The organism is uncultured Chloroflexus sp. (genome assembly GCF_938091255.1).
Lineage (GTDB): Bacteria > Chloroflexota > Chloroflexia > Chloroflexales > Chloroflexaceae > Chloroflexus.
This window is the reverse complement of sequence record NZ_CALLJH010000035.1, coordinates 1-25449: the sequence shown is the minus strand read 5'-3', so window position 1 is coordinate 25449 and position 25449 is coordinate 1. Positions and strand designations below refer to the sequence as shown.

Annotated in this window: 18 protein-coding genes; all 18 read left to right on the top strand. The window is 55.1% G+C overall.

Annotated features, from left to right (window positions below; all coding sequences use genetic code 11):
• Positions 1–4 precede the first annotated feature (4 nt).
• Entirely contained in the window at positions 5–1963 is a 1959-nt protein-coding gene (locus Q1A00_RS12445) for a tyrosine-protein kinase domain-containing protein (RefSeq protein WP_298483176.1), read from the top strand.
• Positions 1964–1969: 6 nt separating this feature from the next.
• Positions 1970–3922 (top strand): hypothetical protein, encoded by a 1953-nt coding sequence (locus Q1A00_RS12440; protein ID WP_298403001.1) that lies wholly within the window; start codon positions 1970–1972, stop codon positions 3920–3922.
• 28 nt (positions 3923–3950) lie between these two features.
• Positions 3951–6434, top strand: coding sequence for a hypothetical protein (locus Q1A00_RS12435; protein WP_299757110.1), 2484 nt, complete (start codon positions 3951–3953; stop codon positions 6432–6434).
• A gap of 184 nt (positions 6435–6618) precedes the next feature.
• Positions 6619–7785, top strand: coding sequence for a heparan-alpha-glucosaminide N-acetyltransferase domain-containing protein (locus Q1A00_RS12430; protein WP_298402998.1), 1167 nt, complete (start codon positions 6619–6621; stop codon positions 7783–7785).
• 220 nt (positions 7786–8005) lie between these two features.
• Positions 8006–9115, top strand: a complete 1110-nt coding sequence (locus Q1A00_RS12425) for a glycosyltransferase family 4 protein (protein ID WP_298402997.1) — start codon at positions 8006–8008, stop codon at positions 9113–9115.
• Positions 9116–9138: 23 nt separating this feature from the next.
• Positions 9139–10599, top strand: a complete 1461-nt coding sequence (locus Q1A00_RS12420; RefSeq protein WP_298402996.1) for a flippase — start codon at positions 9139–9141, stop codon at positions 10597–10599.
• A 19-nt stretch (positions 10600–10618) separates the two neighbouring features.
• Positions 10619–11596: a glycosyltransferase family 2 protein gene (locus Q1A00_RS12415; protein ID WP_298402994.1), complete on the top strand. Its 978-nt coding sequence runs from the start codon at positions 10619–10621 to the stop codon at positions 11594–11596.
• Between the two features lie 13 nt (positions 11597–11609).
• Positions 11610–12938: a glycosyltransferase family 4 protein gene (locus tag Q1A00_RS12410; protein WP_298402992.1), complete on the top strand. Its 1329-nt coding sequence runs from the start codon at positions 11610–11612 to the stop codon at positions 12936–12938.
• Positions 12938–13924, top strand: a complete 987-nt coding sequence (locus Q1A00_RS12405) for a glycosyltransferase family 2 protein (protein WP_299757104.1) — start codon at positions 12938–12940, stop codon at positions 13922–13924. Before Q1A00_RS12410 ends, Q1A00_RS12405 begins: the two co-directional genes overlap by 1 nt.
• Positions 13908–15080, top strand: a complete 1173-nt coding sequence (locus Q1A00_RS12400; protein ID WP_298402988.1) for a glycosyltransferase family 1 protein — start codon at positions 13908–13910, stop codon at positions 15078–15080. The genes Q1A00_RS12405 and Q1A00_RS12400 overlap by 17 nt, the downstream gene beginning before the upstream one ends.
• A gap of 48 nt (positions 15081–15128) precedes the next feature.
• The gene (locus tag Q1A00_RS12395; RefSeq protein WP_298402986.1) at positions 15129–16346 is read left to right on the top strand and encodes a glycosyltransferase family 4 protein; all 1218 of its coding nucleotides are present in this window, start codon (positions 15129–15131) and stop codon (positions 16344–16346) included.
• Positions 16327–17268, top strand: coding sequence for a glycosyltransferase family 2 protein (locus tag Q1A00_RS12390; protein WP_298402984.1), 942 nt, complete (start codon positions 16327–16329; stop codon positions 17266–17268). The genes Q1A00_RS12395 and Q1A00_RS12390 overlap by 20 nt, the downstream gene beginning before the upstream one ends.
• A 180-nt stretch (positions 17269–17448) precedes the next feature.
• Positions 17449–18867, top strand: coding sequence for an O-antigen ligase (locus Q1A00_RS12385; protein WP_298402983.1), 1419 nt, complete (start codon positions 17449–17451; stop codon positions 18865–18867).
• A 65-nt stretch (positions 18868–18932) separates the two neighbouring features.
• Entirely contained in the window at positions 18933–20501 is a 1569-nt protein-coding gene (locus Q1A00_RS12380) for a sialidase family protein (RefSeq protein WP_298402982.1), read from the top strand.
• Between the two features lie 16 nt (positions 20502–20517).
• The gene (locus tag Q1A00_RS12375; RefSeq protein WP_298402981.1) at positions 20518–22179 is read left to right on the top strand and encodes a hypothetical protein; all 1662 of its coding nucleotides are present in this window, start codon (positions 20518–20520) and stop codon (positions 22177–22179) included.
• A 354-nt stretch (positions 22180–22533) separates the two neighbouring features.
• Entirely contained in the window at positions 22534–23313 is a 780-nt protein-coding gene (locus Q1A00_RS12370) for an alpha/beta fold hydrolase (protein WP_298402980.1), read from the top strand.
• A 50-nt stretch (positions 23314–23363) separates the two neighbouring features.
• Positions 23364–25085, top strand: coding sequence for a PQQ-binding-like beta-propeller repeat protein (locus tag Q1A00_RS12365; RefSeq protein WP_299757096.1), 1722 nt, complete (start codon positions 23364–23366; stop codon positions 25083–25085).
• A 112-nt stretch (positions 25086–25197) separates the two neighbouring features.
• Positions 25198–25449 (top strand): hypothetical protein (locus Q1A00_RS12360; protein ID WP_298490319.1); only part of this gene is annotated, 252 nt, incomplete at its 3' end.

Below are 25449 nucleotides of genomic sequence, written 5' to 3'. Positions count from 1 at the left end.
ATTCATGCTCACATGGAGCGACATCTGGTCATACATTCGCATTATGCTTCGCTGGTGGTGGGTTGCCCTGCTCGCCGCTCTCCTCGCCGCCAGTGGTGCGCTGATCTTTGCCATGCGCCAGCCTGATTACTACATTAGCCGGACGACCCTGCGTGTCGGCGATACGCTCTCGACTGCCGCGCCTGATCCGCAGATGATCGGTCTGACCAATACCGTAGCCAGCTTCTACGGTGAAATGGCCAAGCGCGAGATCATTTTAGCCCCAGTGGTTGAAAAGCTTGGCTTACCCTTCCCATGGCCAGTGATCAGAGATTACATGCTGGCAACGAGTGTCAACCGACAAGCGAGTTTACTAGAGATTACCATTACAGACACGAATCCGCAGCGTGCAGCAGCCATCGCCGATGCGATTGCGACTGAATTGATCCAATTCGGCCCGAACTCACCTGAAAATGTCGCGGCGCAGCGAAGCCTGCTAAACGAGCAGATTGATCGCGCGCAACGCGAGATTACAACGCTCGATCGCCAGATCGACCAGACTCGCGAACTGCTAGCACAAGCCACCAGCGCCACCGATCTCCGCGAGGCGCGCAACCGGCTGCAAGAATTGGAACTGGCCCGCGATACGGCGCAGAATGCATATACCCAGTTGTTGCGGCTGCAAAATACCAGCATGGTTAACAGTCTCTCGGTCTTTGAATCTGCGAAGGTACCGGGAACTCCCTTGCCGAACAAACGCAACCTGACGGTTGCCGTTGCTGGATTGGCCGGGCTGCTGGTGGGCCTGATGGCGTCATTCGTGCTCGAAGCGATTGACACCCGCTGGCGCAACCATAACGATTTGCGCAGCCGGTTTGGCCTCAACTTCCTCGGCGCAGTGCCCGGCAAGCGGCCATTAATTGGCTTGAGCGAAGATGAAGCGCGCATGCGCGTCGGGGCCGTGAAAGAAGCGCACACCCAAATTGTGCTAGCTGGCTTGCCTCGCAATGCCCGCATTTTGATGGTCAGCGGGCCGCGCCCGTCGCATGAACGAAGTGCGTTAGTCATTGATCTGGCGCATTGCTATACGCTATCGGGCTATCGGGTATTGCTGGTTGATGCCGAAACTGAGCAAGCTGCTTTGAGCGAACTGTTTGGCAATTCCGAGTCAGTGCTACAACCGATTATGATCGATGGCGAAGCACAAGTTTGGTCGAGTTTGCGGGTTACGCCAATGAAGAATGTGTTGTTGTTGGCCCGCAATATCGGCGAAGATGGCCACCCCTTGCCGCCATCGCAACCATGGCCGGCATTAGTCGAGGGACTGCGACACGCTGCTGATATCCTCATTTTTGATGGCCCATCAACGCTCAGCGGTGTTGAAGCTGCGTTGCTGGCACCGATGGTTGATGGCGTGGTGCTGGCGCTCAAACCCGCCGAAGATAGCAGTCGCGACATTCAACAAAGCCTCAAGCGGCTGACGCTGAAACGTAGCGATAGTGTACTTGGCGCGGTGATGTTAACTGATGAACATACGTTGGCTAGGCAAACTGATCGACCACGTTTGCCATTGCCTAACCTCCGCCAGTTATTGAGCGATATGCCGTTGCGGCTGCTCAATCCCGGCAAGGGGCAACCAGAAACGGGGCAGCCTGCCAACAACGTGTCTGTGCCCACGCCTGATCCAGTGGCGGATCATGACGGCTTTGTTAACGCCGAACCGGTCGCTGGGCACGTGATTGTGACTCCGCCCACTGAACCATCGCGCGTGATCGTGACCCCACCAGTGACTGAACATCAGGCCGTCGTGGTGGCGCCGTCTAGCAATACACAGCACAGTAATGGGCTGAAGGAACGCGCCTTAGGCGAGACGGTATGGCCAGCAGAGCAACAACAGGAAGGGACACTCACCGCTAACCCGCCAGCTACAACACCGCCGCCGGCCCGGCGACGCGCAATCGCCGGTCGCCGCCGGCGCAAGTAACGCGCTATGCACTACTTGCAGCGACCTGTCACTCGACGAGCGTTTCTGACCAGCACCCTCGCCGCTGCAGGTCTCGGAGGCATTGTAGCCTATGGCGCCGAACAATGGCCACTGCCTGCGCCAACCATATCGCCGTCGCCACCTGTTTCACTAGCGCCTGCCAACGGTTTTGCGCCATTGGCGTTGGTCACCGATCCGGCGCCGCACCCTGATTTCACGGCATACCTCGGCGAGATCCTGCGCGCAGAAGGGTTTTTGGGTCTGCGCCAGATCAGCCTACGCCAACTGGATCGCCCTATCGCAGCCGCCGTTATTGTGTTAGGATCGACACCCCTCAGTTTGGACAGCCAAGGATGGTTGCGCCAATTTGTCAGCGCCGGCGGTGGCTTAGTGGCGATTCGCCCCGATCCGGCGTTAGCAGAGGTGTTGGGCGTCAGGTATCTCGGCGCCAGTCAGATTGATGATACATGCAATCCAGCGCCAATAACCGGCATTGCTGGGCCGCTTCAGATCCATGCCGTATATGACCGGGTTGAATTGCGTGGGGCAGAGGCACTTGCAACTGCGAGCAATGGCGATCCGCTGGTAACCATCCATCGCTTTGGGCTGGGTACAGCCGCGCTCTGGACGTTCGATCTGGCGCAGACCATTGCCCTCATCCGGCAAGGCAATCCGGCGTGGGCCAATCAGGAACGTGACCTGATGGAGGGTCTGCGCGCCAGCGATCTCTTTGTAGGATGGATCAATCTTGAACGCATCGCCATCCCGCAAGCCGATGAGCATCAACGCTTGCTGAGCCGGGTCATTGACGAGATCAGCCCGCTGCCACTCCCTCGGCTCTGGTATCTACCCGACAATGCCCCCAGTGCGATCATCGCCACCGGCGACGCGCATGGCAGCCGGGTGAACCATATCGAACAGTTGTTAGCGATCGTCGAACAACACGGCGGCACCGCTTCGATCTACTACACACCGCCGCCAGCGAACGCCAGCGGACGACTAGCGCGCAAGTTGCGCTGGACGCTCAGCCGAACACCACTGATCGGCTCGGCGCTCGGCGGAGCCGATTCGCTGCCGGGGCCGCATCACGTTGCTGCTTGGCGAGACCGCGGCCACGAATTCGGCATGCATCCGTATATCGAAGATGGATTGGAAGAAGGCTATTACCGGCACTGGAGTGAATTTCTCAAGCTTGGCTACGGGCCGCTACCGCCAACCGTGCGTACCCACCGCATTCTTTGGCACGGCTGGGTAGACAATGCGATTGTGCAAGCGCGGTACGGTATTCGCATGAATCTCGATCATTACCACAGCGGCCCGGCAGTGCGTAAACCCGACGGTACGTGGACAATGGGATATTTGAATGGGAGTGGCTTGCCGATGCGGTTTGTCGCCGAAGACGGCACGATCATCGATGTGTATCAGCAAGCCACCCATTTGGTTGATGAACATCTGATGCCGGTATTTCAAACCGGCTACGATGTGGGGCTTGACGGCGCAACCGCAGCCAATCAGACGATTGGACAAATTGCGGCCAGCATCGATCGCTACCCAGCAGCATTAGGTCTCCAATGCCATGTCGATCCGTTCTTGATCGGCGATCCAATCGCTGGCGAAGTGGCGCACTGGCTTGACACGACGCTGAGCTACGCCGCCGGCGCCAACATGCCTATCATCGCCGCCGAACGGTGGCTGCGCTTCATTGAAGCGCGCAATACCAGCGATCTCTGCAATATCGAATGGAATGGGCAACGACTGCGCGGGACGATCACCACACCATCAACACCCTTGCCGCTCACAGTCTTGCTCCCAGATAAACACCGCAACGCGCGGTTGCGCACGGTCACGTTCGCGGATGGCGAAGCGGCTACGCAACGGCGTGAGATTGCCGGCAGATTATATCGGGTGATCAGGCTAACCAGCGGACAACAGCAGTTGATCGCCGACTACGCCTCGTAATACGTTCATCAGTAAAGAGAGCTACGGCATGACATTTCCACCTCTACAATCGATCGGCAAGTACCTCGGACTTACGCTGCTGAGCGGCAGTATTCTCGCCCTCCAAATCACCTTCACCCGCATCTTTTCGTTAATGATCTGGCACCACTTCACCTATATGGTGATCGGCATCGCCTTACTCGGCGGTGGGGCAGCCGGAACCTTTCTCGCTGTGCGCCGTTGGGGACCTGACAAGCTCCAGCAGCGTCTCGGCGGGTTGGCTTTGCTTTTCAGCCTTGCTAGTCTGAGCAATCTGATTGCGATTACGACCATCGCCATCGATCCACTGCGCGCAGCGCAGCTCGGCTGGACAATCATCGGTCTTGGCATCTACTTTACATGTCTCCTCGGCACGTTCTTTTCCGGCGGGCTGGTGATTGCCGCCATCTTTGGACGCTGGGCCGGCGCTGCCCACCGGCTCTATTTTGCCGATATGCTGGGGGCAGGCATCGCCACAATGACCGTCTTGTTCGTGATCCAGACGATCGGCGGCCCGGCGGTCATTGCCTTGATCGGCTTGATCGGTGCGTTGGCGGCAGTGCTGCTCGGCTACGAAGCCAAACCACGCCAGCGTTGGCTCTTGCCGGCCATTATTGGCGCGGAAGCGCTCATGTTAGCGGCATTGATCGCCCGCCCGCCCACACTCGCCATACCCGGCTCAAAAGAGCTGGGTTGGGCGATACAGGCGCAAGGAACCAGCCCCGAATTCACCCGCTGGGATCCGGTTGGACGGGTGGATGTGATGCCAGAGATTACCGTCACTGAACCGATGATCGTCGGTGCGGTCAGTTCAAGCTACCCGTTAGACAATCGGCCAGAGCTGCCGCTGAAACTGGTGACGATTGACGGCACGTCGATGACTGGGATGTACCGGTTTGATGGCAGCGATGCCGATCTCGAACGTTTCCGCTTCCTCAACCACGCAGTGATCAGTGCCGTGTACCAACTCGGCAATGAACGCCCGCGCACCTTGCTGATCGGGGTTGGCGGTGGTCTCGATATTCTGCTGGCCCGTCTCTATCAGGCTAAGCAGATCACCGCGATTGAACTCAACCCCACCATTGTCAGCCTCTTACGCGATCGTTACGCCGACTACACCGGCCGGCTCGCTGAGCACCCCTCAACCGAGTTGATCGTTGCCGAAGGACGGAGCTTTCTCAGTCGTACCACCGAGCAATACGACATCATTCAAGGGATTGGCCTCGACAACTTGGCCGCATTGTCGGGCGGGGCCTACGTACTCGCCGAGTCATACCTCTACACGGTTGATGCGCTCGAACAAGCGTTGAACGCGCTCACCCCAAACGGCATCTTCTCGTGGACACGCGATGTCAACAGTCCGCCGCGCGAGATGCTGCGCTTAACCGGACTGGCGGCGGAAGCGTTGCGCCGGATGGGGGTGAGTGATCCGGCAGCCCATATCGCGATCATCGCCAACGAGAGCGGGGTCAATGCCACGTTGCTGGTCAGCCGGTCGCCGTTCCAGCCGGAACAGATCGAACAGTTGCGCGCGTGGGGTGCGGCGAACAACTTCACGATGCTGCACGACCCGTTGGTACGGTTGAATACTCCCTTTGCCGATTACTTGCACGCTACCGATCCACGAGCTTTTGAGCAAGCCTATCCATTCCAAATCTTTCCAGTGACCGATGACAACCCCTTCTTCTACAACTACTTCCGCTGGGAAAACCTGCACTTCGATCGCAGTTATGAAGGGCGGCTCAACCGTTTCCCGATCGGCAACCTGATCTTGTTGACCATGGCTATCTTCGCGCTTGGCGCAGCGGCAGCGTTTATTGTGTTACCGTTGGCGCGCTACCAGCGCGATGGCCTGCGTATGACCGGCGCCATCTCGACGTTGGCCTACTTCAGTTTGCTTGGCGCCGCCTATATGTTCATTCAGATTGTGCTGATCCAGCGCTTTACGCTCTTTATCGGCTACCCGATCCATGCGACAACCACGACCATTGCTAGTATGCTGGCCTTTGCCGCATTGGGCAGCCTGTTGGGCAGCAAACGCATTAGAACCGCCAATGGGCTACGGCTGGCATTGATCGGCATTGCGGCGCTAACGGTGATCTATATCGTTGCGCTGCCGCCGATCTTCGCAGGGTGGATGCACTGGCCTGATTTGGCACGGATCGTCGCCAGCATCTTCATCATCGCGCCGCTAGCCACTATGCTCGGCATCCCTTTCCCGGCAGGTTTATGCCAACTCAATGCGCGCGCGCCGGGGCTTGTGGTCTGGGCATGGGGTATGAACGGCGTCTTCTCGGTGCTCGGCTCAGTATTGGTGATCGTGGTCAGCATGGCGAGCAACTTCACCACCGCGATGCTAAGCGGCGCCGCCGGCTATGCGCTAGCGGCTATGGTTAGCGGCACGCTGTGGAAGGTAGCAGTGCGCGATTCAGCCAGTGTCAGCGCAACAGCTAAAGTTACCGCTGACACACCGGTGCAGCCAGTCACAAGATAATCGCAGTCGGGGACGGAGCTTTTCACGCTAAACAACACTGGTCGGATCGTGTGTTGATAAGGTGCGGCAGTTTTTCTGCCGCGCTCCATAAATTATAGATAGCACACGGCGGTGGAACTGCCGCACTCCATAACGGTCGTTACCGCATCAGTTGAGCAACTCCACTCTCCTCAGGAGGACACCTATGCGCACTGTCAGTCTTGTCGCCGAAGCGCAGCCAACCGTTGCCGAGCGCAGCGCCAGCAGTGCGCGCATAGTCGCGATCGATGCACTGCGCGGCGTGGCGCTGATCTTGATGGCGCTCGACCATAGCGCCTTCTTTGTGGGGGCCGGGCTACAGGCCGAGTCGTATGGTGGCCTACCGGTAGTGTTGCAAAGTCCCGCTTACTGGTTGAGCGGGTTGCTTACCAATCTCGCCTCGCCAATCTTCTTCTTTCTGGGGGGGTATAGTTTAGCGCTCTACGCTGCGGCCCAGACCCGGCGCGGACAACCGCCGCAAGCTACCACCAGATTTATGCTCATCCGGGCGCTAGTCATTCTCGCCCTCGATCTGACGGTCTGCGCGTGGTTCTGGAGCGGCGCCACGCCCTACGTGCATGTGTTGACCAGCATCGCCGCGGCGATGTTCATCCTCGCCGGCTTGCGGCACTTCTTAACGCCACGCCAAATCGGCCTCGTCGCCATCATCACCTTGCTGATTCATCAAGCATGGATTGGCTTAATGGCGAGCGACCTCACGGCGAATGCGCCGCAACCCTTTTGGCAAGCGTTCTGGCTGACCTATAGCTACGACACCAACCCAGCGATCGGCTTTGCCGTCTTAGGGTGGGGGCCGCTGCTCTGGTTGGGCTATGCGCTGGGGCATGGACAAGAACAGCCAGCCTTGCGCCAGCCGCAACGTTGGGCGCAGATTGGGGTAGGGTTGCTCATCCTCTGGCTCGTGCTGCGACTCATCGGCGGGTTTGGCGATCTCGGCACGGTTGCTACGATTGGCGGCACCCCCGCTCACTGGTTGATCATGAGCAAAGCGCCCCCTAGCCTGAGCTACTTCGCCTTCAACCTTGGCATTGCGGCCCTGATCCTCGCTTGGATGTATGCCACCCCGCGCCTCTTCACCACCGGCTGGCTGCGCTGGCTGCCGATGGTAGGTCAAGTCTCGCTCTTCTTCTACGTCACCCACATCATCATCTACCACCTCGTCGCCCTCGTTATGAACCAACTACCGCTGAGCGGGCCGCGCATCATCTGGGGCTACAGCGCGTGGTTGGTTGGGCTAGCCGTGCTGGTGCCGCTTGGCTACTGGTACCGCCGGCAGCGCAAGCGGTATCCACGGGTGTTAAGCTACCTGTAAAGAAGCACTTTACTGCTCGCTAACACACAAAGCGATTGTAGCCGTTCTGAGCAGCGATGACTGGCGGTACCACACGTGGATTGCTATAGCTTGATAGTCACAGTCCAGCTCTTATCCATACGCTATAGAAGGAGGTTTACAGGCTGATATGACAATGGCGTCATCTGGCCACTGCTTTTCGTTTAGCAGGCTGTCAGCCGATAGTGATAGGGTATAAACGATGAGCGATCAACTGCCACGTACATTAATTATCGCAACCAATACGTCGATGCCAGAGCTAGCGGCAGCAGTGCGCGATGGTAAACACCAGCGGGTTGACTACCTCGAACTATCAACTCGCTTTGGCAGTCGGCACATCGATTACGGCATCGTCCGCGCCAACCCGATACTACAACGGCTAGAGGCGTGGCTACGAATGGATTTGCGGTTGGCATGGCAGGTTTTGCAACGGGTGCGACGTGAACGATACCAAGCGGTCATTAGTCTTTCCGAGCGAGTAGGGATACCGTTGGCACTCTTACTACCTAGGAACGTGCGCCATCTGGTCATCTTCCACCACGGCATGTCGGAGCATAAATTGCGTTTGATCAAGGGATTGGGCTTACAACGACGCTGGGATGTGATAGCAGCGATTAGCCAAGCCGAGGCAGAAGGGATGCGACAGGCGCTGAAGATGCCGGCGGAACGAGTAGTAGCCTTGCATACCCCGGTTGACACCAATTTTTACCGGCCACAACCGGCTACGTCGCCGGCCAGTGTTGTGCAGAGCCTTGGTCTCTCGCATCGCGACTACCCAACCTTGATTCAGGCGATGCGGCGGCTGCCACACATTCCTTGCCACCTGCGGGTGGGGAGTAGCTGGGTGAGCGGGAAAGCAGGATACGAAAACGAGACGCTACCGACCAACATCAGCCTACAACCATTTGTGCCACCGGAAAGGTTACGCAATTGTTACATAGAAAGCCGGATCGTGGTGGTGCCGATCAAGGCCAGCACGCAATGGAGCGCCGGCTGCACCTCGGTGCAAGCGGCGCAGGCAATGGGACGACCAGTCATCGCCACGCGCCGTCCGGGGCTGCGCGAATATGTGGTTGAGGGTGAGACCGCCCTGCTTGTTGAACCGGGCAGCGTTGAACAGATGGTTACTGCGATTACCACCCTCTGGGACGATCCAGTGCGTGCCGAGGCAATGGGGCAGGCCGGACGCCAGTTAATGGAGGAGCGGTTTACGCTTGATCAGTGGTTGATGCGAGTGGAAACATTGGTGCAGTGGATGGTGGCGTATCCGAAGCCATATTCACAATTCAGTAATGTGACCATTACGCTATAGCACACGATAGGAAGCGCCGTTTTATGCAGCAGAGCATTGGGCAACAGATTGCACGAAATTCCATCGCTGGCGTTATCGGCCAGATTACGCTGCGTTTTATCTCATTTGGCTACACCATTGCAATTGTACGGCAATTAGGCGATGAGAATTTTGGCGAGTATTCCACCGCACTGGCGCTCATCGGGATTTTAACTATCCTCGCTGATCTTGGCATGGCCAACTACGTTGTGCGCGAAGTAGCCAAGGATCGCAACGCCATCAGCAAGTTGTTCGGCAATATGATTGTGCTCCGCTTAATCCTTGGGTCAGCCGTCTTTTTTATCAACATCCTTGCCGGTTATATACTTGGTTATAATTCAACGATCATTTTCTACATCGCACTCGGCAGTATTGGGCTATTTCTTTATGCGCTTTATGGCCCGCTCGATGCAATCTTGCAAGGTCTTGAGCGAATTGATCTATCTGTTCAGCTTACGATCATCAACCAAGTTATCATTATTTTGATTGGCAGCGTCTTACTCTGGCAAGGTTGGGGGGTGGTTGGCGTCTTCATAGCATCATACATTGCCACCATCATTGTGACAGTTATCGCATGGAATAAAACCACAAAACTAACCAAGCTATCAATCAATATAGATAAAAAGCAATGGTATGCACTGCTGTTGGCTGGCTTTCCGTTCGCGGTCACGATCTTTGCAACCATGTTATCATTTAAAGTTGACACCGTATTACTCTCATTATGGCGACCAAGCACCGAGATAGGTTGGTACAACGCCGCGTATAACCTTATTTTTGCCCTCATCAGCCTTTCTGCCAGCTTCATCGGCGCGCTAGTGCCATCGTTATCGCGCCACTATCAACAAGATGTGCAAGCCGTTCAACAATTCTTTCTACAAACTGTCAAAATCCTATGGATTATCTCGTTGCCCATATCAGTGGGCGTCACGATGGAAAGCGAAAAGATTGTTCTACTCCTATACGGCAGTGAATATTTAAATGCTGCACGCATTCTACACATTCTGATTTGGGTATTACCGATTCTCAACATCACCGCACTCTGCGGTTCCATCACCACGGTTCTTCACCTTGAACGCGCAACTGCTCGCATCAATCTCATCAACGCTTTATTCAACATTACTCTTAATCTCCTCATTATTCCGCATTTCGGAGTAATTGGTGCAGCTATCACGACAGTTATCACTGAATTTGTTGGATTTGTCCAGTATACGTGGTTATTACATGACAAGATCCCGATCAAAAATATCATTTCCACCTTCAGCAATACCATCATTCCAGCGGGGTCGATGATCCTTGTGCTCTGGCTTAACCACCATCTCGACATCTTCCTGACCATACCACTGGCCGCAGTGACCTATCTCGGCATCACTTTTCTTACCGGTGGATTACGAATCGCCGAAGTGCAGATTATCGTCAATACGATTGCGCAAGCGCTGCGTAAACGGGCAGTAGCAAGCACAAAGTAACCATTACGTAGAGGGTGTTATGATTGCAATAAGCGTGGTCATCCCCACTTACAACCGGCTATCAACCCTTGAGCGTTGCCTTGCAGCGCTTGAACAACAAACCCTACCCCGAGCACAGTACGAATTGATCGTGATCGATGACCATTCGACCGATCAGACACCAGTGGTTATGAGCCAGCGACCGGGTATTCGCTTCTTTCGCCAACCGCGTAATGCCGGGCCAAGCGCAGCGCGCAACGTAGGGATACAAGCAGCGCAGGGAGATTGGATTGTGCTGTTGGGCGATGATATTGTGGCGACACCCAACCTACTTGAACAGCATCTACAGGTTCATCAAGAAGTACAGGGAGAACATATTGCGGTGCTTGGGTATACGCCGTGGGGGGAAGATGAAGAGATCACACCCTTAATGCGCTATCTCATAAGTGGCGGCACCTTTCAACAATTTCGATATTATGACATTCACGACCCAAACAATGTCTCATACGAGTTTTTCTATACGAGCAATATCTCATTAAGCCGCCAGTTCTTACTTCGCTACGGCTTATTCGATGAAGAATTTCCGTATGCATATGGCGAAGACACGGAACTTGCCTACCGTCTTAGCCGTCACGGCCTACGCATCATCTTTCGACGCGAGTTGCTCGCGCGTCACTACCATCCAACCAGCTACGTTAGTGCGCGGCGACGAGCGATCTTATCAAGTCAAATCACACTGATAATGGCGCGTAAACATCCTGAACTTGTTGACCTGAGCGTCATAGCTCACTCATCAAAACCACGGATTCGCACAATGATCAAACGTTTTGTCACCGAGCAATTTATTGATCGCTTGCTCGACATAGCCGATCGCCAGCGTTGGGATCATCCATTGTTAATGAAATTGTTTGATTGGAATCTCAGCTCGCACCAATTTTGGGCCTTGATGGATCTTGTTCAGCAGGAGCGATCGGCGCTGAAACAAACAACCGCTGTCGGCAGAACAACCGTTTCGTAAGCAAGGAGGGTCTGTGCGTATTTTGTTAGCTGTTCATCACTTCCCTCCCAAGTACAGCGCCGGCGCCGAGTTGTACACAATGCAATTGGCGCGCGAGCTGTTGCGGCGTGGTCACGAGGCCGAAGTAGTTTGTGTCGAGACGCTCGCGACCACCCAACCCTTCGGGGTGCGAGCCGAACCGGATCGCTACGAAGGGATTCCGGTATGGCGCTTACACCTTGGCCTGCGCGACGCACCGGCCAACTGGAGCTACGCCAACCCGGCGATTGAGGCATGGTTGCGCGAACGGATGCGCATTTGGCAGCCAGACATTATGCACCTGCACGGCGGTTATCTCATTGGCACCGGCGCAATCACGGCGGCGCATGCGTTGGGCATCGCTACTGTCGTAACCCTCCACGACTACTGGTTTCTCTGCCCGCGCATCACCCTGCTGCGCGGCGATGGTTCGCTCTGCCAGCAACCGCCGGACGACCCTGCCGCATGCGCATGGTGTTTGCAACTCGACCGGCGACGCTACCGCTTGCCGGAACAGATCAGCGGGGGCTGGGCTGGGAGGGCGTGGATCAAACTGGCCGGCAAGGATGGCAGGGATGAACAACAGGCGCGGCGCGATACATTACGATCTGCGCTGGCCAAGGTGGATATGATCATCGCGCCTTCGCGTTTTTTGGCCGGCTTATTTAGTGAGATAATAGCACCAGAGCGGTTAACCATCTTACGCTATGGCTTTGACACTTCGCGTTTTGCGCTCGTTTCGCCAATACAAACGGGAAACAGATTGCGACTAGGCTATATCGGCCAGATCGCGCCGCATAAAGGCGTGCATTTGCTCATTACCGCATTGAATAGCCTACCATACAATGATGTGACCGCTGAATTGACCATCTTTGGCAATCCTGAGCAACACCCAGCGTATACCCGCTATCTGCGCCGACTGATCGGCGACAACCCGCACATCCATCTGGCCGGCAAGTTTCGTCACGATCAATTACCAACAGTCTTGAGTAGCGTTGATGTGGTAGTCGTGCCATCGATCTGGTACGAGAACAGCCCGCTCAGCATTATTGAAGCGCATGCCGCCGGACGACCGGTGGTTACGTCGCGATTAGGCGGCATGGCCGAACTGGTGCGCGATGGCGTTGATGGTTTGCACTTCACGCCGAACGACAGCCGCGATTTGGCCCGCCAGTTACAGCGATTGCGGACAGAAAAGGGCTTGTTACAGCGATTGCGGGATGGCATCCAGCCCCCGCCATCGATTGACGACGAAATGCATGCGTTGTTGGAGCGTTACACCGCGCTATTCGAGCGGCGCGGCGTAGAGCGAGGAAGAGTCTGATGAAGCCGCGTGTCGCCATTATTGTGCTGACCTACAACGGCATCGCCGACACCTTAGCCTGCCTCGCTTCGCTCTACCGCTTGAATTATCCCTCTGAGCGGTACGAAGTAGTAGTGGTTGATAATGCGTCACGCGATAGCACTCCAGCACAGGTACGTAGCGCGTTCCCACAAGCGATCGTGATCGAAAACGGCGCGAACCTTGGCTTTGCCGCCGGCAACAACGTTGGCTTACGCTACGCGCAAACGCATGGGTACGACTACGCACTGCTGCTCAACAACGATACCGAAGCGGCACCGGACATGCTCGAACATCTGGTAGCAACCGCTGAGGCTGATCCAGCGATAGCCGCAGTGGGGCCAATCATCTACTACTACGACGCGCCGCAGCGGGTCTGGTCGGCGGGTGGCTACATCGACTGGCGGCGCGGCATTTGCCGCATGGCTGGCGAAGAGGAGGATCGCGGCCAATATCCGGCTCGCACGGTTGATTTCATCACCGGCTGCGCGATGTTGATCCGGGTGGCGGTGCTAGGAAAGGTTGGCCTGCTCGACGAACGCTTTTTTATGTACTTTGAAGAGACCGAATGGTGTGTACGAGCCACGCGGGCCGGGTACGCTTGCTCCTTCACCCCAGCAGCCAAGGTCTGGCACAAGATCCCGCTCAACGCCCGCTTTGACCGCGAATATCTCGCTTACTACATGACGCGCAACCGGCTGCTCTTCTTGCGAGCCACGCGGGCCAACTGGCGCACGTGGCTGGATGCGCTCATGCTGCAAGACCTACGCACCTACTTCAGTCTGTGGCTCCGTCCCAAGTGGCGGACACGCAAAGGCCGGATCGGGATGGGGTTGGGGTGGTTCGATTTCTGGCGAGGAAGGTTTGGGCCGGCACCAACAGCATATCACCGGTACCTCGAATTGGGCAATCATCGATCAGACACGCGATCATCGCCAAAGGATACGCTCTATGCGAATCGGACTTGATGTACGGTACTTGTCCCATAGATTAGTGGGTGGCGTGCGTAACTATGTAGCACAATTCACGGAAACGCTCGTCCATGTGGCATCTGAGCATGATATTGTACTTTATGCTGACACAAAAGCGCCTTTTGAGTTACAAAATCTACCAAATAATGTAACAGTTCGTTTGTTGCCTTGGCATGGGCCGCAATCGAGTATTTATTACGATCTTTTTCTCAAAAAGTACATGCAGCAAGACCATCTAGATATCGTACATTTTACCAGCAATTACGGTTTCGGTCCACAAGGAAGCTATTGTGTGATTACGCTCCACGATGAGATTAACCTCTTGCCACTGAGAGAAATTATTGCCGGGCATAGAAAAACACCGCGGGTCATCGCCATGATGACGTATCTCCATCTCATGACACGGGCAGCGGTGCAAAAAGCCGATCTCATCATTACGGCATCAGAATATTCGCGCCAACAAATTATTCGTTATTCTGGCATCTCACCGCAACGAATCACAGTCGTCCATCATGCCTGTCCGCGTGACATTCAACGAATTGAAGATCCCGTAGTCTTACGTGATGTCCGGCAACGATTGAATCTCAACAAACCATTCGTTGTCGCAGATGCTTTCAAAAATCCGGGGGTCTTAATCCGAGCTTGGCAACGACTGCCACAACCTATCCGAGACCAATATGAAATCATCTTCTTTTCTCGCTCGCCAGATGTATTACCAATCGTGCATAAAGCCATCCGGGCTGGATTTGCACGCATGTTCGTTCGACCACAATATTCCGATCTCAGTGCGCTCTACACCATGGCTACAGTCTTTGTCTTTCCATCGTGGATCGAAGGTTTTGGCATCCCACTCGTAGAGGCAATGACCTGTGGCACACCCATTATTGCCTCCAATCGAGGATCAATTCCTGAGGTAGTCGATCAAGCGGGATACATTATCGATGCAGAAGACGATCAGGCACTTGCCCACTTGCTGGTTGAACTCTTGACTAATCCTGAGGCCGCTGAAACCTTACGCCAACGAGGATTTGCACGAGTTAAGCAATTTTCTTGGACACAAAACGCTCAGCGTGTCATCGAACTATACCATTCATTGCTCACAGCCCGCCCAAGTCAACCCAGCGCACGTTTGCCCAAAGAAGGTTCTCTCTAAGGTGGTGTCACCCGCAGCTAGCGTCAGATCGATATCGAGGACAATCCCATGCGCATCCTCATCCTTTCAACGTGGTGGCCTGAACCGGACGACAACGGCTCGCGCTTGCGGGCGATGGCAATTCTGCGCGGACTAGCCGCTCGGCACGAACTGCATCTGCTAGCCTTCAGCCAAGGGCCAGCCACTAAGGTGCAAACAACCGAAATCAGCCGGCTGTGCCGATCATGGCAAGCCTTTGAGCGGCCCGATCGACCCTTGACCTTGAGCGATCGGTTAGGCAGCATCACCAGCTCGAAGCCGGCGTCGGTGCGGGTACGCTGGAGCACAGCCTTTGCCGAGGCAGTGGTAGCAGCGGCAAAGCGCTGGCAACCGGATGTGGTGTTAGCGATGCAGATTGATGTCGCCGCATATGCCTGCCTCGTACCTAATACTCCGCTAGTGCTGGAGGAATTGGAACTTGCTTCCATCCTCGAAAGTTATCGCCACCAATCGGGCTTGGACCGGTTGCGCAGTCTGCTGACGGCTACCCAGCATCGCCGCTACGTATCAACCATCTTGCCGGCGTTTGCGGCTGTTACTACCGTTTCCGAACGAGAAGCAGAACTTGCCCGCCGGATTGTCGGATCACAACGTCCGGTCATCACGGTCATTCCCAACGGGGTTGATAGCGCCGCTTGTGCCGCTTACGGCTACCGGCCCGAACCTGACACGCTGATCTACCCCGGCGCGCTCTCGTACAGCGCCAATTTCGACGCAGTCGATTATTTCCTGCGCTCTATCTGGCCATTGATCCGTGCCCGTCATCCGCAAGCGCGCTTCCGCATCACCGGCAGAGTCACCGATGAGCAGCGCGCAGCACTGCCGAACATGCCGGGGGTTGAGTATACCGGCTACGTGGACAACATCCGTGACGTGATTGCGCGCCATGCGGTGGAAGTGACACCAATCCGGGAGGGCGGCGGCACACGGCTCAAGATCCTCGAGGCGCTAGCGTTAGGGGTACCAGTGGTGAGTACGAGCAAAGGGGCGGAAGGGCTAGAGCTGATTGACGGCAAACACCTGCTGCTGGCCGATACACCGATGGATTTTGCCCGCGCTACGAGCCGCTTGCTCACCGACCCGCCGCTCGCCCGCCGGCTCGGCGAAACTGGACGGCAGGCGGTAGCAGTGCGCTACGATTGGCGGGTGATTGTGCCACGCTTAAACGATATGCTGGAAGAAGTTGCCCAACCAAGGAAGCTCCGCTATGACATGGCCCGTGCCTGATATCAGCATCATTATTGTCAACTGGAATACCCGCCAACTTCTACTCGACTGTCTAGCAGTGCTACCGGCGGCTACCGCCGGCATCGAGAGCGAGGTCTGGGTGGTTGACAACGGCTCGCGTGATGGCAGCGTTGCAGCGGTGGCCGCTGCCTTCCCCGACGTTTTCATCATTGCCAACCCCGACAACCGTGGCTTCGCCACCGCCAACAATCAGGCCATCCGGGCTAGCAGCGGGCGGTACGTCTTCCTACTCAACAGCGACACCATTGCCCAACCTGAATCGATCACCCGGCTGGTACACTTCCTCGACGCTCACCCCGAAGTTGGCGTGGTTGGGCCGCAATTACTCAACGCTGATGGATCATTGCAGCCGTCATGGGCCATGTTCCCGAACCTCCTCACCGAACTGACTGGCAAAAAGATCCGGTGGCGGCGGCGGTACCCCACTAAAGACGGCGCGACGGCATACGCAACCGACTGGCTTGACGGTGCGGCTTTGCTCTTGCGGCGCGAGGTCGTGAAACAGGTCGGCTTGCTGGACGAAGCCTATTTTATGTATACTGAGGAGGTAGACTGGTGCTACCGGATCAAGCGGGCCGGCTGGCAGATCTGCTACCTTCCTTCATCCTCGATCATCCATTTCGGCGGCCAGAGCAGCAAACAAGCGGTCACGCGCATGAAAGCCGAGCTGTACTTCAGCAAACTGCGCTTCTTCGCCAAACACTACGGCCAAACTGCGGCGTTGCTGTTAGGAATAGGATTGCAAATCATCTTTTTCGGCAAAGTCGCGATTGGCAGCGTCTTGGTTGCTACCGGCGGCGGCCACCATCGTACCGGCGAGCAATTTGTGCGCGATGGCGGCCTGCTGTGGGCTGCGATTGGGCGGCGAGTGCAGCAACCGGTTGCACCGGAGCAGTTTTAAGGGCATTGTCGCATAGCCCTCGCTCCAGCCTTCCCCTGCTAGGAGGGGGTGCCACTCACCGCTGGGGAACGGGGATCGATTGCTCGGCGCGCAATGACAATTGGGAGCGTAGAAGATGTCTTTGGCACATCCGGTGGCGCTCAAGGACAACATAGTAAATTAAGACCGTACCTAATAGCTATGCTTTCTTTCCTCCGTCATATCGAAACCCCGCCTTGGCTCGAACGCCTGCCGCGCCCGCTGATCATCGGCGGCGTGGTCAGCGGATTAGCCGTGTACAGCCTCGCCATCGGTGCGATGTTCGGTACCAATCGGCAACTGATTGGGTTAGCGTTGTTGGCGCTACCGCTTGGACTGATCGGCCTCACCCTCCTCCTCTACCGGTTTGAATGGTTTGTGTTGATCTTACCGCTCACTGGCCTCGCCATGCGGCCAATCTCTGTACCGGCAGGCAACGGTAGTGAGCTACCGATCAGTATGTTGCTAACACTTGCCCTCAGCGGTATCTGGATCTTAGCCATGATCACACGGCGGACGTGGCTACTTGCGCCGTCGCCGCTCAACAAACCACTTCTGGCTTTCATGTTCATCTGCATCTTCTCTGTACTATGGGGCATCTTATGGGCCGACCCTATTCTCAACTGGCGGATTATGGGCAACTTTCGCTTTGCCCAGATCGCATCGTTGTTATCATTTCTCGGCCTACTGAGCATACCGCTCTTGGTTGGTCGCTTTATCCAGCATGAATGGCAAATCAAAGCCTATTTGGGCATGTTTATCGTCTGTGGCGGATTAATGACCATATTCCTCATTTTTGGGATCAATGAATACCTCCTCGTCGCCCAAGGTCTTTGGGGATTATGGTTTGCCCTGTCGCTCGCCGGCATCATCTACTTGCAACCCAACGTCCACTGGGGTTGGCGACTAGCTGGCAGCGCCTTCCTAATGTGGCATCTCTGGCTAGCAGCAGTGCGCAATTCGCTCTGGATCTCAGGCTGGTTGCCGACAATCGTGGGCTTATTGGCGATGGCCTTCTTTGCCTCTCGCCGCATCTTCTTCATCTTAGTAGCGATTGTTATCTTGAATGTAGCGATTGGACCGGGCCAAGTCTATATTGATCAAGTGATCAACGATAACATTGAGGAGGGAGGGTTAGGCCGGCTCGAAATTTGGGAGCGAAACCTTTCGATTGTAAAGCAGCATTGGCTATTCGGCACCGGTGTTGCCGGCTATGCCCCCTACAATATGACCTATTATCGGGAAGATGCTCGTTCAACCCACAACAACTACTTCGATATTTTGGCGCAATTTGGTGTGGTTGGCTTTAGCATCTGGATCTGGTTCGCCATCGCCAGCCTCTGGTACGGCTGGCGCACGATTCAGCTTGCACCGCCGGGTATCTTGCGCACGACTGCGATCGTAGCAACTTCCGGCTGGGCCGCCGCTCAATTCTCAATGATGCTAGGTGATTGGGTACTCCCATTCCTCTACAACCAAACGGTAGGCGGCTTCAAATACACGATGCATAGCTGGGTCTTTGTCGGACTTTTGATCAGTATAAGGCAGAAAATCGACAAGTTGTCTCTTGAGCAATCATGAATAAAAACATTTTTCAAACCCTGTGTATAACATGCTTCACACTCATACTCTGGATAACACATTCCGTGGCCGCTCAGCGTAGCAACTGGAGCACACCTATCGAGCTGTCGCCGCCTCATTCAGCCGCCAACACGGACCAAACGCGGAGCTATGGCTCATCGTGGTTTCCTGACATTACCACCGACCATAATGGCCGGCTGGCGGTCACGTGGTACAGTGGCATCGCGATTGATCCCAAAGAAGGGGGCGTGCTCGATCTCTTGATGTATCGGGAATACAGGAATGGGCAATGGACAGCCCCAATAGAACTGTTTGCCCCAGCTACCGGTGGACTCACCGTGCGTCACAGCATCCTTGCTGGGCGGGATGGCAAATTACATCTCTTCTACCGGCTAGGGATGGCGATTGTGTACACCAATGCGCCATTTGCCATGGCCCGCTTCCCCCAATCGTGGAGCGAACCAAAACGGATCAGCGGGAGCGACCCAACCTACTATGTTGCGGCGGCGACGGATAGTAAGGGAGGGTTACATGTCATCTACTCGGAAAATGTCCCGGACGATCCTAGCAAGCCAAACACGGCATGTAGCGGATGCAGTGATCTTTTCTACCGGCGATCGGTTGACGGTGGGCAAACATGGTCAACCCCTATCAACCTATCTCAATCACCCGATGGGATCACACATCCGCAAATCAAGATTGACGCATTCGATCGGATTCACATCGTTTGGAACGAAGGAATAGATACGTTTGTAGGTAGCGGCCAACCCCATCGCGGCGTGTACATCCGATCTGATGACGGCGGCAACTCGTGGGTTGATCGATACTACTTCGAGCTGCCATCGTCGGCATACAATGCGCTGCTCCGACAAATGGCAAGCGCCGGCATATCACCAACGACCTTAGCTTATCCTAAAGCAGTCGTACAAACTGCACTCGGTGTCGACAACCAAGGCAACCCGCTGGTCGTCTTCCGTGGCGCGCATTACGACCGTATCTTCAGCCAATTCTCACCAGACGGCGGACGCAACTGGCTACCGGCGCAAGAACTGATCGGTCTTGTGGCACGAGCAACCACGTATGACAATTATTCGCTGACTACTGATAACGCCGGCAATATCCACCTTGCGGCGTGCGCCTACCAAGCGAACGAACAAATCGACACCTTCACGCCACCCACCTTATGGCATCTGGTCTGGAGCAGTCAGCGCTGGAGCATGCGTGAAGTCATTATGCAGAATGAGCTATACCCTGAATACCCAAAGATCATCACGAGCAACGGCAATCAGTTGCACGTCGTTTGGTTTACGCGCAACCGAGACGATATCTTCACCAGCGAACGGTCAAAGTACCGCGTTTGGTACAGCCAGCGTAGTTTGAACATACCAGCAGCGACGGCGCTGCCGACCTTTACACCGACTGCAACGATTTTCAACCAAATCCCCATCACAGCTACACCAACCCCCGCACCGACTGCGACACCATTGCCGGCCAACATTACGCAAGCGCCACCTATGACAAGCAGGCCCATCTGGGAAAGCGCGGCGCTTATCGTGATTGGCAGCTCACTGCTGATACCGATTGCACTCATTAGCCTCATCGTATTTGTCCGCTGGCGATTAACCAGACAGTAACTGACAGGGAAACACTATGAGCATGCAGAGCAAACCGCTCCAATCAGATATACACACCGTCGTGAAAGTACGATTCTGGGATCAAGAAATTACGTATATTACGATGTTTATCACATGCATTATCATCATCGCTGCACTTCCAACGATCTTCGCCTATATGACCACACCGGATGATCGGTTTTTCACCGGTGTTGTCTATAACATTCCCGACCACAATCAATATTTTGCATGGCTGCGCGATTTTCAACACCAACATTTAGCCGCCAATCGATTAACGGCTGAACCAAATGAACCAGCTCTATTCCATCTGTTATGGTGGGTAAGTGGTAAATTCAGCGCTCTATTCAATTTATCTTTTAGTGTAATGTTCAATATTCTCCGCATTATAGGCGGGATCACCTTACTTATAACCGGATACCTCTTTTTTCGTTTCACCATAACCCATCCAGTTCAACGTAAACTTGCATTCATACTCTTTGCCACTGGCGGTGGGCTAGGTATGATTTGGGTTGTTATCAAATACATCCAACAGCTAGAAGAAGCGCCGTTTCCGTTTGACATATACACATCAGAACCCAATAGTTTCTTTTTAGCCCTAGCGTTTCCCCACTTTGCCATTGCATTATCGCTGATCATAGGGGTAATAGGTTTCACATTGCTTGCTTACCAACGGCAGCAACTACGCTACGCAGTCGCTGCCGGTATCTGCGGCTTCCTCATCGGATTACAACATGCCTACGACATACTGACCATTGCTACCGTGCTCGGCACATTTGGCATACTCATTTGGTGGCGAGACCGCCGGTTTCCCACGTTTCTCTTTCAATGCGGGATCATCATCGCTATGTTCACAGTTCCGCCGGGCGCCTATCTATCGTGGCTGGTGCTTAACGATGTCACGTGGGGCGGTAAGCTAGCCCAATTTGATAATGCCGGCGCGTGGACGCCAAACCTGTTGCATCTACCCATTTTGTTAGGAGTACCGTTCCTGCTGGCCCTTGCCAGCTTTCGTCCACGGATGCTGCGCAGTCAAGACAACGCTGAATTACTGTTTACTGCTTGGTTTTTAGTTCATTTTGTATTGGCCTATTTACCGGTTAGTTTTCAGATCCACCTTCTCCTTGGTTGGCAAGTACCGATTGCAGCGTTAGCCGCTCGATTCATCCACACCAACCTTTGGCCTTGGGCACGACAACGGTTTGGCAAGATGGGGGTCATCACTACAACAACGGCGATTCTCACGCTCGCTATGATCACAAATATATACCTTGTCGCATGGCGGATCATTGATCTTGGCCGGTATCAGCAACCCTACTTTCTGAGTAGCGACGAGGTTGCAGCGCTAGAATGGCTGGCCAACCATACCACTAAAGACGATGTGGTACTAGGTGTGCTCGAAATTAACCAACATGTACCACCATGGACGGATGCCCATGCGTTTCTCGCTCATTGGGCCGGCAGTCTTGATTACTATGCTAAGATTGACATGGTAGCTAAAGTACTCGATCCAAATACACCATCTGCGGAACGTAATACGATTTTGAGTATGTACAATGTACGATACATTATTGTCCGCGAGCAGGACGTTAACCGCGAACAATTTAACGCAGCAACTAACTCAGAATTAACACTCGTTTTTAATCAAGGATCAGTAGCTATCTATCAGCGAAAACGATGAATATCAGTATTGGCAATAGCATTGCAGTGATAAGACGACAGGAATGGAACGAGTATCGTTTATATAAACTACCAACTCGTTATCAATCTCATCCTCTAGCAACATCAAATAAGTACTATAGTACTATTTCAAATATCACACATAGGCGGTTATTATAAGCATACTTCTCTCTTCCCAACTCGCTATTGCCATTCTCAACCGAAGCTCTTACGAAATAGGCGTTGCTGTTATGAACATGCATCAATTCCGCTCATTACCGCCTAGCAATGAATGAGCGCGACGGTATCGCTCGAAAGCGTGTTGATAGCGCGATTATCGCTTTGGCCCCACAGAGCACAACGATTCTGTAGCGTCGTGTGGTGGCTGTTCACACTGTTGATCGTTGCCGGCTGCACCGCCACCGCCCGCCCGGAGGCCCGGCCAACCCCTCACCTCGACCCGATCAGTGCCGAGCGGCGCGAAGTGCGCTTCAGTGCTGATGACGGCATCACCCTTGCCGGCGAGTTGACCCTACCACACCAACCCGCCCTGCCACCATTGGTGGTGATCATTCACCATTCCGGGCCGGTTGATCGTGACGCTTACGGCTATCTGGCCGAGCTGCTGGTTGCGCGCGGTTATGCCGTCTTTCGTTTCGACAAACGCGGCACAGGTGCGAGCGGTGGCGCGTATGGCTGTTGTGAAGCAGCAGACGCGCTAGCCGCCTATCGCGCAGCGGTGGCCCAACCCGGCATCAACCAGCGGCGGGTGTTTCTTGTGGCGCAGAGTATTGGCACGCGCTATGTCGCGGCCTCGTTCGCTGAGTATGTCGCCGCGACGTCGCCTTGCGGGGTAGCACTGCTCTCAAATTTGCTCGGCCCCGATGAGATTACTGCCATTGCTGCACCTATTCACGTGATCGTGGCCGACAGCGAACCCGATCTGCAACACATCGGCCCAGACGCCGTCGTCGCCCACAACGCGCGCTGGCCCTACGGGGCAAGTCTCTACATTGCCGAAGGCGCCGAGCATACCCTCTTCGATATTCGTGATGGCCCGATCGACTGGAGCAACCCGAACTGGGTGCAGCGCTATCATCGGGGGGCGATGGCGAGTTTGTTAGAATGGCTGGATCAGACCCAGTGCCGGTTCTAAGCTTTGAGATTCTAGCAAGACCATAATTGCCCGACCGAGGAGGGATATATATGGGACGCATTTTGAGCCTCCTAATCGCATTGGCTATGCTCAGTAGCGCTTGCGGCCTCGGCGTCACTGCGCCAGCCGCGTTAGTTACTTCTTCACCAACACCTACGATCAACGTTGCATCAACCCCAACACCTATCGTCGTCAACATTCCGATCATTTTTAGCCCTTCGCGCGCAAGTGGTTGGAATCAGCTTGGCGGCAATCCCCAACGCACCGGATACGTCGAAGCCACCTTACCCCCACGGCGGGGCGCAATGTATCAAGACTGGAGCATCCGCTGGATTTGGAACGGCCCGAATGGCGACAGTGGCGCAACGCCAGATCATCTAAGCCTTCCCGATGGCGTCGCGCCGGTGGCTGGTAACGGCCGGCTATACGTTGGTCATAGCGATGGCATTGTACGGGCCATTAATATCGCGAATGGCCAAGTGGTATGGAGCACCACGATCGGCGGGATCATCCGCGATACCGGCGCGTATGATCCGCTAACCGACTCTGTCTTTTTTGCCTCGACCAATGGCCGGATTGCACGGCTGCGCGCTACAACCGGCGAAATCCTCAATCAATTTGACACCGGCGGTTCGATCGAGCAGGCGGTGCTCCTCGTCAATGACACAGTCTATATCGGTAACATGATTGGACGGCTGTACGCGCTTCATAGCCAAACCTTGCAGCAGCGCTGGATGTACAACGCCGGGGCTGCGATTAGCGCTTCTGCGGCCTATGCCAGTAAAAACGGCGGCCTGATCATCTTTCCATCAGAAGATGGGTTTGTCCATGCGGTGCGCGCCGTCGATGGCCAACGAGTATGGCGGGTAGCGGTAAACGCAGCGCTCCGTCCATACCGGGCTGCATCAGCAACTACGCCAGAACGGCCAGCGCGGCGCTTTCCCGATGTCTACCCAGTCGTTGCTGAACAAGCTGACGTGGTGATTGTTCGCTCATATTTCGATTGGCACCTCCAGTGGACAATCAGAGAAGGTGCGCCGGTGGATCAAAACGAAATCCGGCGATTCCTTGAGCAGAATCCGAACCATCAATCGTTGTTTGTGCTTGATCTCGATGATGGTGCTCGCCGATTCACGGCACCCGTGTTCGGCGGCGGGATCGGCAATGGCGGTTATTTCTATTCATCACCACCAGCCGTCGTCGTCAAACGTTTGCCCGATGGAAGTGACGTAGCGTATCTGCACTGGAGGAACCGATCGGCGTGCTCGCCACCGAGTTGTGTTAGATTAGATGACACGACCTTCGGCGAAATGAATCTCACAACCGGCGTTATTCGCTACGTGCAAGACCACAAGGATGAGGGGATGATCCGGCTGCCCACCGATGAACAAAGCGCGATCACCATGGTGGGAAATGTCCTGTTCCACTCACATTGGATGGCTCTCGCCGCGCTGCGGATTACCGATCGCACAATTGGCGGCGATACGTTTGCCAATCCGATTCCCACCACTGAATACCTGTTGATGACCAATACCCTTGCCCAAGGGCAATGTCCAAAGCGTAACAGCGTGCTGCGCTATTGCCCGGAAGCGCATCAAGCGCCAGAAGACACCTATCTGCTGGATCCGGGATTTTATTTGTACTATCACAACCGAAACGTCTACGATCAATTCTGGCATCCCCCGGTGCGCGGCCCCATCTTTCATGATGGCGTGTTGTACTGGCGCAGTGTTGACGGCGCAATCGTAGCCTTGGCGCCGAATCAGCCATGACGAGGCGCTTAACAATGACATAATCTTCACCAAAGTTTGGAAAAGATTCAAAAGCTATTAAACTCCTCCCCTTACACTATATGCGTCACTTACGCAGGGGAGGGGATCATCCGTGCAGTTAAGATACATCTCGCCAAAACTCGACCGGATCGCTGGTTCGCTGGTTAGCACGATAGCGCTACTTTGGCTGATCGGCAGTTTGGTTCCACCTAACTCAGTTTCAGCCACGATTCCGAACCGGCAGCCGTGGGTACATCAACCGGGAACATGCCCCCCAACGCTAGAGGGGGCCGTGTTCGGCCTTGCCGGCGACGCCTGCGGCGGTAGCGGCACCAGCTTTGACACCACCCAAATCTACGGTCAT